At 60.6% G+C, this 10,712-nt stretch carries 8 protein-coding genes and 1 pseudogene; 7 read left to right on the forward strand and 2 right to left on the reverse strand.

Annotated features, from left to right (window positions below; translation table 11 throughout):
- Nucleotides 1-67 precede the first annotated feature (67 nt).
- From V1T76_RS22770 to V1T76_RS22800, 7 genes and pseudogenes are all read left to right on the forward strand, one after another.
- Complete coding sequence (locus tag V1T76_RS22770) at nt 68-1,009, forward strand: dihydrodipicolinate synthase family protein (RefSeq protein WP_330562979.1); 942 nt, start codon at nt 68-70, stop codon at nt 1,007-1,009.
- A 63-nt stretch (nt 1,010-1,072) separates the two neighbouring features.
- Nucleotides 1,073-2,074, forward strand: coding sequence for a TAXI family TRAP transporter solute-binding subunit (locus V1T76_RS22775; RefSeq protein WP_330562980.1), 1,002 nt, complete (start codon nt 1,073-1,075; stop codon nt 2,072-2,074).
- Nucleotides 2,075-2,149: 75 nt separating this feature from the next.
- Nucleotides 2,150-4,048 carry a TRAP transporter permease gene (locus V1T76_RS22780; protein ID WP_330562981.1) on the forward strand — a complete coding sequence of 633 codons (1,899 nt, stop codon included), beginning with the start codon at nt 2,150-2,152 and terminating at the stop codon, nt 4,046-4,048.
- Between the two features lie 680 nt (nt 4,049-4,728).
- On the forward strand, nt 4,729-5,145 hold the full coding sequence (locus tag V1T76_RS22785) for a CopG family transcriptional regulator (RefSeq protein ID WP_330562982.1): 417 nt from the start codon (nt 4,729-4,731) through the stop codon (nt 5,143-5,145).
- 31 nt (nt 5,146-5,176) lie between these two features.
- The gene (locus V1T76_RS22790; RefSeq protein WP_330562983.1) at nt 5,177-6,283 is read left to right on the forward strand and encodes an extracellular catalytic domain type 1 short-chain-length polyhydroxyalkanoate depolymerase; all 1,107 of its coding nucleotides are present in this window, start codon (nt 5,177-5,179) and stop codon (nt 6,281-6,283) included.
- Nucleotides 6,284-6,645: 362 nt separating this feature from the next.
- Nucleotides 6,646-7,662, forward strand: a complete 1,017-nt coding sequence (locus V1T76_RS22795) for a DUF1214 domain-containing protein (protein ID WP_330562984.1) — start codon at nt 6,646-6,648, stop codon at nt 7,660-7,662.
- Nucleotides 7,663-7,846: 184 nt separating this feature from the next.
- A pseudogene (locus tag V1T76_RS22800) lies at nt 7,847-8,460 on the forward strand (tyrosine-type recombinase/integrase).
- A 322-nt stretch (nt 8,461-8,782) separates the two neighbouring features.
- On the opposite strand, the gene V1T76_RS22805 reads toward V1T76_RS22800, so the two are convergent.
- Nucleotides 8,783-9,268 carry a hypothetical protein gene (locus tag V1T76_RS22805; protein WP_330562985.1) on the reverse strand — a complete coding sequence of 162 codons (486 nt, stop codon included), beginning with the start codon at nt 9,266-9,268 and terminating at the stop codon, nt 8,783-8,785.
- Nucleotides 9,269-9,297: 29 nt separating this feature from the next.
- On the reverse strand, nt 9,298-10,712 hold a 1,415-nt coding region (locus V1T76_RS22810), incomplete at its 5' end, for a VCBS domain-containing protein (RefSeq protein ID WP_330562986.1).

Below are 10,712 nucleotides of genomic sequence, written 5' to 3' on the forward strand. Positions count from 1 at the left end.
TCGTTCCCATTTTATGGATCGGGCGTGTGTGAACCGATCAAATCACGCATCTGGAGGAGTTTTCGACATGCAACCCATGGATCTTCGCGGCCTCAATCCGGCCCCGGTCACCGCTTTCAATCGGGACGGTTCGCTCGATATCGAGGCCAACGTGCGCATTGCCAGATGGCTGGCAAGCTTCGACGAGGTGAAATCGCTCGTTATTCTCGGCCATGCCGGCGAAGGCACATTTCTCACGGCCGACGAACGCCTTGAACTGATCCGTGCGTACAAGGATGCTGTCGATGTGCCGATCATCGCCGGCATCACCGGCGAAGGCACGATGGTTGCGGCGGAAGAAGCCAAACGCTCGCTCGACGCGGGAGCGACCGGCGCACTGGTCTACCCCAATCACGGCTGGCTGCGTTTCGGGTTTCAGAAAGGGGCTCCGCAGGATCGCTACAAGGCGATCTACGAAGAAGGTGGCCTTCAGACCATCCTGTTCCAGTATCCGGATGCGACCAAGGCGTCCTACGATCTCGATACACAGCTGGAGATCGCTGCCCAGCCGGGGTGCTTCGCCACCAAAAACGGCGTGCGCAACATGAAGCGCTGGTACGTTGAAATTCCGGAACTGAAGAAGGCCCAGCCCGACCTTCAGATCCTTTCCTGCCACGACGAATGGCTGCTGCCGACGATGTTCGACGTCGACGGCCTGTTGGTCGGCTACGGAAATATCACGCCCGAGCTACTGATTGATCTTATCGCCGCCGGCAAGGCCCAGGATTATCCTGCAGCCCGCAAAGTGTTCGAACAGCTTCTTCCGGTTACGCGGGCGGTCTATCACCGCGGATCGCACATGGAAGGCACCGTTGCCCTGAAGATTGGCCTGCGTTATCGCGGCCTTCTGGAGCATGCGACGATCCGCGAGCCGCTCAAGGATCTTGGCGAAGCCGCCGAACGGGAGATCGAAGCGGCGTTCGAAGCTGCCGGCATAGGCCGCGTCAGTCTGGCGATGGCTGCCGAATAAGCGTCAGAATCTGATTGCCCCCGGTGGAGGACCGGGGGCATCTTGAACCCCAGGGAGGAAATCATGTTCAACTTTGCATTTTCGCGGCTGTCTCTTGCTGTTACGGCAGTCGTTGCCGGACTGATGTCAGCGTCGCCGGTCGCCGCACAGGATATCCGCATCGGTGCAATGCGCGAAGGATCGTCCTGGTATGTCTTCGCAGCGACCCTCGAACAGATCATCGAGCCTATCATCGGCGAGAACTCCGTCGAGGTCATCGCGCGCGGTGGTGGTGTTGCCAATCCGATGGTCGTTCAGGGCGGCAAGGCGGAGATTGCTCTTTCCAACGTGGCATCGGCTGTCTGGGCCAAGAACGGAGACGATATCTACAACGGCATGAAAGCGCCCGACATTCGTGCCCTGGTCGGAGGTTTGAACAAGGTCTATGTCGGCGTGATCGCACGCAAGGCCTTCGTCGAAGAGATGGGCACAAGCGACCTTGCCGAGATATTGAATTCGGGAAAACCGGTGCGTGTTCTCATGAAGCCGGTCGGGTCCTCGGCGGTTCCAGTCGCGGAGATGATCTTCGAAGGCCTCGGCACATCGGCCGAACAGATCAAGAAGAACGGCGGCGACATCATCCAGGTCGGAACCGGGCAGATCCCCGACCAGATTCGAAACGCGAACGCGGATATCTACATCGATACGATGATCAAGGGTCATCCGACGATCACCGAAGTTTCCGTAACCTCCGATGCCGTCTTCCTCGACGTACCCGATGAGGCGATGGCCCTGCTTGAAAAGAATGGTCTGACCCCGGGAACCTACGGCCCTGAATGGTTCAAGGGACAGACGGGCAGCACCAAGGGAGCCAATCTCGGTACGGTTCTGATCGCAAACGCCTCGCTTGACGAGGAAACCGCATACAAGATCACCAAGGCAATTCTCGAGAACGCCTACAAGATCAAGGGATCGCATGCGGCCTGGTCGGGGTTCGACCCCAAAACCGCGATGACGCCGGAGAACACCGGCATCGAGCTTCACCCTGGAGCGGCTCGCTATTACCGGGAAGCCGGACTGATGTAAGCCGTTGGCGCCGCTGCAAAGACCGGCGGCGCCACCCTTCGTTTTTCGCTGCCACCAGTTCTCCGGGATATGATCATGACACCCTCACAAACCCGCGATCCGGTCCAGATTCTGGCATTCGTAATCGGTCTGGCGTTTATCGCGTTTCAGGTCTGGCTTCTGTTCGATCCGCAGCAACCCCTGTTCGAGCGCCCGGTTCATCTGTGTGCGGCGCTGGTGCTCTTGTTTCTCTACAAGCCGCTGAGAGCCGAAAGGCTTCCGAAAGTGGCGCGGATCGCAATTGATGTGCTGATGATTGCCGGCTCCCTGGCGGTTCTCGGCTACTATCTGATCGGCTACGAGCGGCTGACGACGCGGATGGAAAACGTTTCACCGGTTTTCGATCTGGACATCCTGTTCGGGGCGCTGCTGGTATTCCTGCTTCTGGAGGGTGCACGACGAGCAGTCGGCTGGGTCCTAGTCTGGGTGCTTCTGGCCTTCATCGCCTATGCTTTCTGGGGCAACATTCTGCCGGGCTGGCTTAACTTTCGCGGCTTCGATCTGGATGCCGCCATCGAAATCACCACTATGACGACGGCAGGGGTCCTGGGTATCACCACGTCCACCTCGGTCAGTTTCATCTTCTACTTCGTTCTCTTCGGAGCGTTCTATGCAGCGGTCGGGGGTGGTCAGCTCTTTATCGACCTCGCAATTCGGGCTGCTGGCCGTGCCACCGGGGGCACTGCAAAAGCTGCTATCGTAGGTTCCTCGCTCATGGGCTCGATATCTGGCTCCGCCGTTGCGAACGTGGTTTCCACCGGTGTGTTCACGATCCCTCTGATGAAGCGCACAGGCGTACCAGCGCACCGTGCAGCCGGGATCGAGGCCATTGCCTCCACTGGCGGACAGCTCATGCCGCCGGTCATGGGGGTTGCCGCATTCATCATGGCGGAACTTCTGGGCATTCCCTACGGGGACATCGCCTTGGCCGGACTGATACCGGCGATCGCCTTCTATCTTGCGCTCATGCTTGTGGTGGACCTGACGGCTCGGCGGGACGGCATTCGTCCGATGACGGCACAGGAGTTCGAAAAAGTCAGCCCCATCGGCCCGCGGCTTCACCTGATCCTGCCGCCGCTCATTCTGATCGCAATGCTGGTCAACGGGTTCTCCGCAGCCTATGCAGCCGTCATCGCGTCCATTTCGTGCCTGATCGTGCCGTTCCTGAGGTCCGGCACCCGGATTGGCCGGAAAGAACTGGTTGTCGCGCTCAGAGACGCACCGAAACAGGTGGCGGAAGTCGCGGTGCCAATCGCGGCCATCGGCATCGTCATTGCCGTGGCGGTTCAGTCCAATCTTGCGCTGAAATTCGCAGGGTCTCTGCTGTCGCTGTCCGAGGGATCGATCTACGCGTCTCTCGCCATGGCCATGGTCGGTTGTATCGTCATGGGCATGGGGCTGCCGACGGTGGCCGCCTATATCATCGGAGCCGTCCTGTTCGTACCGGCGATCGAGGATCTCGGCATTCCGCCGCTGGCAGCGCATTTCTTCATCTTCTATTACTGTGTCCTTTCCATGGTAACGCCGCCTGTCGCCTTGGCCTCGTTCGCCGCCGCAGCGGTGGGGCAGGCTTCGTCGGTGCGCACAAGCCTGTCTGCCTTCGGCCTCAGTCTTGTGGCCTTCTTCATTCCGTTCTCGTTTGTCTTCGATTCAGGCATCCTGGCCCAAGGCCTCCCGGCGGAGATCGCGTTCAGCGCGGCATCGCTACTGGTTTCTACCGCGCTGTGGGCCGTTGCGTTCGGGGGGTGGGCCGGCCGGCCTCTCGGTTGGGGAGCGCGCCTTCCCATCGGCGCAGCGGGGTTGATCGCTGTGATTGCCCCTTCCGGTTCCACCATCTGGCTGGCAGCGCTTGCCATCGGCTGGAGCCTTGTTGCCGCCGTGGTGGTCGTCGCCCGCCGCGGGTCTGGTCAATCAATCACCAATCCTGCGGAATAGCCGTGGCAACAATCGCTCACAAAACCGAAGCGAACATCATCCAGGGCGCAAACGGGGTATTTGTCCGGCAGGTGACAACCTCCCGTCGCACCACCGTCATCCGTTCTTCTTTGTGAACGCAAGGGACGAGGCGCAGAGTTTTCTGCGCCTCGTCTCGCATCGGACCGGAAAGGCTCAGATCTACATCGAGCCATAGCTCGGTGCCGATTTTATGCAGCTGACCGACGAACCGTCCGTTGCAGAATGGTCCGTGATCCCGTCAAAGGACGGTGCGTGAACCTACTCGTCGGGTAAACGGGGTTCACCGCTGGACGGCACGGTGGAAACCCTGGCGCTTTCGGCAGCGCGCAAATGCGCAAGGCGGGAACGGTTGGTGCTGCCACGGGCACAACCTCCCTGTCTGCCAGCGCACGCTACTGGGCTGTGCCAGTCAGAAACGGCCTAAAGCGGGCATTCGCCCGCTGACAGGATGCTCCGATGCGGCCCGTCGAAGCCGCTATTCCTTGCGACGGGAAATTTCGTTGCTGCCAGATGCCGGCTGCGCGGGACGAAGCGGCCCTTTGCGGCACCGCAAGCCATGGCCGGCCGAACAGATCGCGCTCCCCTGAAAAAGATTTTTGATGACTTGTACGGAGGCCTGTCGACCTCCATATACCATCCATCTGGATGGAGTATGGAAGATGAATAGCATTCGGCAGCTGCGCGCAACGACCCCGGACAGTGAGAAGGTCACGATCAATCTGGGCTATGTCGATCTCGGCAGGATCGACCTCCTTGTTCAAGAAGGGTTCTATTCCAACCGCAGCGACTTCATTCGAACCGCGATCCGCAACCACCTCGACGGCCACGGCGAGACGGTAAACAAAGTGATCGAGCGCCATACGATGGAATTGGGTCTCCGAAACTACAGCCAGTCCGACCTTGAAGCTGTCCGCGATGCCGGAGAGATGCTCCACGTCAAAGTCGTGGGACTTGCCCGGATCGCTCCCGACGTCACCCCGGAACTGGCGCTGGAGACGATCGGCTCAATAAGCGTACTCGGAGCGCTGCAGGCTAGCCCGGAGGTCAGGAATGCTCTGAAAGACCGCATCTCGTAAAATACGTCATCCAAACTGAGGATACCACATCATGAAATTCAACGTCGGCGCACTCCGCCTGGCGGCTGATTTCGCTCGCTCCGAGCGCCTCGCCGCTGCCAATGAGCTCGTACGTCACACGTTGGCCCGGAACGGCTTGCTGTCTATCGATTACGACCGACAGGAGGGGCCCGCGCAACCAGAGATGCCGTTGGTGGATGCGCTATTGGCGCGCGTCGGGTCACCGGGAAAAGCAAAGAGCGCCGATGCACAACTTCCAGACGGGGCAGAGTTTCGAGCAGATGTCTTCGCCTGCTCCGCAGGCAGCCGAGCCTATCGGTCCTATGTCCCCTCGACCGCCACTGCCGGCATTGAAGGCATGGTGGTCATGCTCCACGGTTGCACGCAGAACCCGGAGGATTTCGCGACTGGGACCGGCATGAATACACTTGCCGAAATGCACCGTTTTGTCATCGTCTACCCACACCAGTCGCGAGGCGAAAATGCGCAATCGTGCTGGAACTGGTTTCGTCGTGGTGATCAGGGGCGGGACCGCGGCGAGCCCGCAATCCTGGCAGGCATCGCGCGAAAGCATATTGCGGAGTTCGGCATTCCGCCGGGCAGAACGTTCGTGGCTGGGCTGTCCGCCGGAGCAGCAATGGCCGTGATCCTTGGCGAAACCTATCCAGACGTCTTTTCGGCGGTTGGCGCCCATTCCGGCCTGCCGTTCGGCGTGGCCAAGGACGTGCCGTCCGCCTTCGAGGCGATGGCTGGCCGGGGCGCGCGAACAACCGCCGGGCGCGCCGCGACCCCGGTCCCGACAATCGTGTTCCACGGCTCGGCCGATGCGACGGTCCATACCTCCAACGCCGACCGGATCGCACAGGCTGTGATCGATCGCGCAGGCGACGTGACCATAAATACCGGCACGCAGAGCAACATGTCGGGACGCCGCGTGCATCGCACGATCACGACGACGGCCGAGGGTGTGCCGGTACTCGAGCAATGGCGCATCGACGGGCTGGGCCACGCCTGGTCCGGCGGCAAGCGCGAAGGGTCCTATACGGACCCGGCGGGACCGGATGCGAGCGCGGAGATGATCCGTTTCTTCCGCGAAACCACGGGCCGTAATTCACAGGCCTACGACGTCGAAACGTGAAACGCCGGTGCGGTGGGCGGGCGATGCCGACCCTGTTCTGACGCGAACGGATGCCTGCTGCCGTGACGCTCCCGCACACAATGTGGCTTCAGATCAGATCCGATGTCCTGCCGGCAGACCAGGTGAAGGAAACATTCGCTCTGATCAGAGGCAAGGTTGGTTTCGGCCCATTGCTGCCGTTGGTCCGACGCACTGTCGCTGCGGTGCGGCTTTTCGAAATAGACGTTCACGGCAATTGCCAAATCAGGACACGCGGCAGCGTCCGTAGAGCGGATGAAGTTGACGTTGAGGCAAGTCAATGCATGGGGTCAGAGAAGCTTCAAGATGACCGAGGGCAAACTCGGTTGGGGGCCTGAAGCATCATGAGACTTCTTCGACTTGCTGCAATTGCAGTTCTCACGACCGGTCTTTTTTCGGCGCCCGCTCTCGCCGAGGACATCACGATCCAGAACCTCATGCGCGCCGAGAGCGACACGATGTTCCGGGTCACGATGCAGACCAACGGGACCAGCGTCGGTGAGATCGCTCATGAGCGCGAGGTCGCCACTGCCGATGCGCCGCAGCCGATCATCCGAGCCAACCAGGACACGTTGTACTCCGTCGCCATCATCGACCTGTCAGAGCCGGTGACGGTGACCCTTCCGGAAGGCGACGGACAGTTTCAGTCGGTACTCGTCATCAGCCAGGATCACTACAACTTCGCCTACGCTGATCCCGGTTCCTACGAGCTGACCGAGGACGAGGTCGGGACCCGCTTCGCGATGCTCTTGTTCCGCACCTTCATCGACGCGGGCGATCCCGACGATGCCGCTCGCGCCCATGCCGTGCAGGACGGCATTGTCATTGAAGGCGGCGGAACCGGCCCCTTCGAGGCGCCGGACTGGGATCTCGAGGCCCTCGCCGCAGCGCGCCAGGCCATCAGCGACCTGGCAGCGGTCGTTGGGCTTGAGTCCACCACCTCCTTCGGTCGACGAGGCGAAATCGACCCGCTCGACCACCTGATCGGAATGGCTGGCTGGGCTGGGCAACCCGGTACCACGGCTCTGGGCATCGTCGGCGCCGTCGACAGGAATGACGGCGAAACGCCCCATGTGGTGACCGTCAGGGACGTGCCGGTGGACGCCTTCTGGTCGATCACCGTCTACGACGCCGAAGGTTACCTGGCGCCCAACAACCTCGGCCGGAACAGTTACAACCAGACCTCGGCCACGCCGAACAAAGATGGCTCCTACACCATCCACTTTGGCGGCTGCGAGGATGGCCGGATCAACTGCATCCCGATAACGCCGGGCTGGAACTACACGATCCGCCTCTATCAGCCCCGCGCCGAAATCCTCGACGGAAGCTGGACCTTCCCCGAGTTCCTGCCCGCCGGCTGATTGCAACCCCGAAACCGGGAAAGTTGAACTCTGCGAGACCGGCCGAGCGACAGCCACTAACGGCTCGGAGTTGCCGATGTCCGCGTCACCAGGACGCAACATTTCATTGCTTGCTCGAATGTCGTGAGTATTGCGGTGGGTAGGAGTGGCTCGGAGGAACCGCTACGTCTCCATTAACTTGCCGATGATGGTGCCCGCCAAGACAGCGTGGAACCGCAGTCGCGTTATCGGCCAGAAGAGGCCACTGCTCCCTAAGCATGTCCGGGCGATCCGTGTTCGACTCGAACTGGCCGGCGCCGTCCGTGACCTGGCGCTGTTCAATATGGCAGTGGATGGCAAACTGTGCGGCTGCGATCTCGTCCGGCTGAAAGTCGCAGACGTCTTCTCGGCTGGCGCAGTCAAGGAACGGACCTCGATCTTGCAGAGCAAGACAAAATCACAGGTGCGGTTCGAGATTGCCGAGGGCACCCGAAAGGCCCTCATGGAGTGGATCAGCACTCCGGTGATGATCCACTCCATGAGTACCTCTGACCCGGTCATTTCCATGATCGCCCGCATATTTCGACGCGGCAGGACGCTCGTCTCTTGGAGGACTGGATGCGCTCGATCGGCTCGAAACCGAGCGCGTATGGCACGCACTCCATGAGACGCACCAAGGTCGCCCAATTCTATAAGAAGACCGGCAACCTGCGAGAAGTTCAGCTGTTTCTAGGCCACACGAAGATGGACAGCACCGTCCGATACCGTGGCGTGGAACTCGACGACGCGCTAACGATCTCCGAAAGCGTAGAAATTTGACGAAGGGGTCGGCGGCAACACCGGCCCGCAGCTCTTGTGCAGCGCCAATTGATTCAATAGCTCTTTCGCCCCGCCCAAGTCTCACGTTCACCGTGCTTTTTGAGGGTTCCAAAAGCCGTTGAACAAGTGAAGGAACGAGGCGCTGCGCGAAACCAAGGATACTTGCACCGTGCGCAACACCAACGAACGACATGCGATTCAAGTGCAAGATGTGGATGTGCTTGTCAAAGACGTTTACCAGGGCGGAGAACGAAGCGGGATTGGAGAAGCACAAAATACCGAAAGCCGAATTTCCGTAATGATAGCCTTGAAAGTTAGGCAGTTAGCCACAAGGATCGTAGCGGTTTTCGCCTTGCTCCAGCCAGTCGTTTTCTCCGTCCCCGTAAACCAGAACTTCGGAGCCGTCCTCCCCGAGCAGCGCGACCACAAAACCGGTTGGTGGGGTGGAATTGCCGAAATAGCTATACGCCGTCATTGCACGGATCTTTGTGCCGTCGACCGTGACGAGGGCATCCCATTCGCCATCTGCGCGGTCAAGGATCTGATATCCGATCCGACGAGGCGTCTCGCCGTCGCTGCAAAAGATGCCGCCTTCAGGCGTTTCTACCGACGCCATCAGCATGAAAGAAGGTTTTTCGGAACAGGCAGGTCTTGGCGATGCGATCCCGTCGCATGGGTGCTCGCCGATCAATTTGGGTGGTGCGTGAGACGTGTTTGCCGTCTCGCTCCCGCCATCGCCCCTGTCCGCCCACACAGGTCCAGCCGACAGGAAAAGTACCGTCACAAGACAGATCAGGTTTTTGCTCATTGCGTACGGTCCTTTTTCACTTGATAGCTTCAACCGTATTGGGACGTGTCATCATTCGGATCCGGCAAGACGGGTTCGGGGATATCCTGCGGTACATCGTGGCCCGGCCCCTGCCCCGGCTCCGGGGTGGCCCCAGAGCCGTCTTCGACCTTTGCGGACAGGTCACCAATGTCGAGCGTCGACGGATCAGGTAGATCTGCGACCGGGGTCGCCAAATCCGGATCCGCACCGGCTGCATCGAGGTAAGGGCTCAGATGAGCAGCGGGTGCCATGGCTGATGGCGCCGCGTCGTGCCCTTGTCCGATGGCGTCGAAATAGGCCGAAAGCCGGTCGCTTTCACCAGCGACAAGTCCCTCTGGTGCCGGTGATGGAGCTGTGTTGGCATCGCTGTCATCGGACCCAGCGCCGGTGTCGGCAAAGGCCATTGCAGTGCTGTCCATCTCCTGCACGTGCTCCAACGCGGTACTCGCATCGGTCAGGTCAAGCGTGACCTCATCCGTGTCGACATCGTCCGGTGCATCGTGTTGGACGGCGGCCACCGGTGTGAACGTGATGCCCTGCAGAACCGTTTGGTCGACATGATGCCCGCTGTTGCCATGCACGCTCTGGACATTGATCTGCACCTGAACATCCGCGTCGCCGGCGGCAACGCCTTGCTGGACGATATGGAACGTATCGACATGCTGTCCGGACGCACCCGAACTGCCGCCGTGCTTGATGACACCGGAATTCTGCTGGTAGTTGTATTCGAAGTGCCCGGTCTGGGGATCGATGATCAGCGTGCCATACTGGCCTTGCAGTGAGCTGACCGAACCGCCGTGGCCGTTGTCGATGCCCCAGCCGCCGGGGGCGCCGCCACTGAATGTGCCGGTCAGATGTTGCGACCCGACCCCCTGCACGGTCGCCACACTCGGCTTCACCGCAGGTGCATCGGAGGTGCCGTGGATGGCAACAGTCAACGTATGCTGCGTTCCGTCCCTGGATGTCACCACCAGAGTGTCGGTCAGAGGCGTGCTCGACGGATCAAGCGCCTGGATCACATGCTGGCTGTTGTCGGCCGTATAGGTCCAATGGCCGTGCGCATCGATCGAGAAGCTGCCATAGCCTCCGGTCCCCTGCTGGCCCGTGACAGGCGTAAAACCGTCCTGCCCGGTGTCGACATCCGTGACAGTCAGGGTTCCACCCGCTGTCAGGTTGCCGCCAGTCAGATTGCGGTCCTCAACCACGGAAGCGCTGTCGGTCCCCGTGAACCGTGCCCCGTCATTGCTGCCGGTAACGGTGATGACGAGGTTCTGGGTGTCGGTCGCCCCTGCACTGTCGGTGACGGTGACCGGGATGGTCACCTGTTGGGTCTGGCCGGCGGCCAGGTGCTGATAGGCCGCGTGTGACGGATCGAAGGACCACGAACCGTCCTGGTTCATGGTGAAGCCATCGACCGGATGGC

This window comes from Roseibium sp. FZY0029, from assembly GCF_036350355.1.
Taxonomy (GTDB): domain Bacteria; phylum Pseudomonadota; class Alphaproteobacteria; order Rhizobiales; family Stappiaceae; genus Roseibium.

Bases quoted from the DNA above. Each gene is read 5' to 3' on its own strand.
- V1T76_RS22805 (WP_330562985.1), bottom strand. From the start codon at position 9,268: ATGAGCAAAAACCTGATCTGTCTTGTGACGGTACTTTTCCTGTCGGCT.
- V1T76_RS22775 (WP_330562980.1), top strand. From the start codon at position 1,073: ATGTTCAACTTTGCATTTTCGCGGCTGTCTCTTGCTGTTACGGCAGTC.
- V1T76_RS22770 (WP_330562979.1), top strand. From the start codon at position 68: ATGCAACCCATGGATCTTCGCGGCCTCAATCCGGCCCCGGTCACCGCT.
- V1T76_RS22785 (WP_330562982.1), top strand. From the start codon at position 4,729: ATGAATAGCATTCGGCAGCTGCGCGCAACGACCCCGGACAGTGAGAAG.
- V1T76_RS22795 (WP_330562984.1), top strand. From the start codon at position 6,646: ATGAGACTTCTTCGACTTGCTGCAATTGCAGTTCTCACGACCGGTCTT.
- V1T76_RS22790 (WP_330562983.1), top strand. From the start codon at position 5,177: ATGAAATTCAACGTCGGCGCACTCCGCCTGGCGGCTGATTTCGCTCGC.
- V1T76_RS22780 (WP_330562981.1), top strand. From the start codon at position 2,150: ATGACACCCTCACAAACCCGCGATCCGGTCCAGATTCTGGCATTCGTA.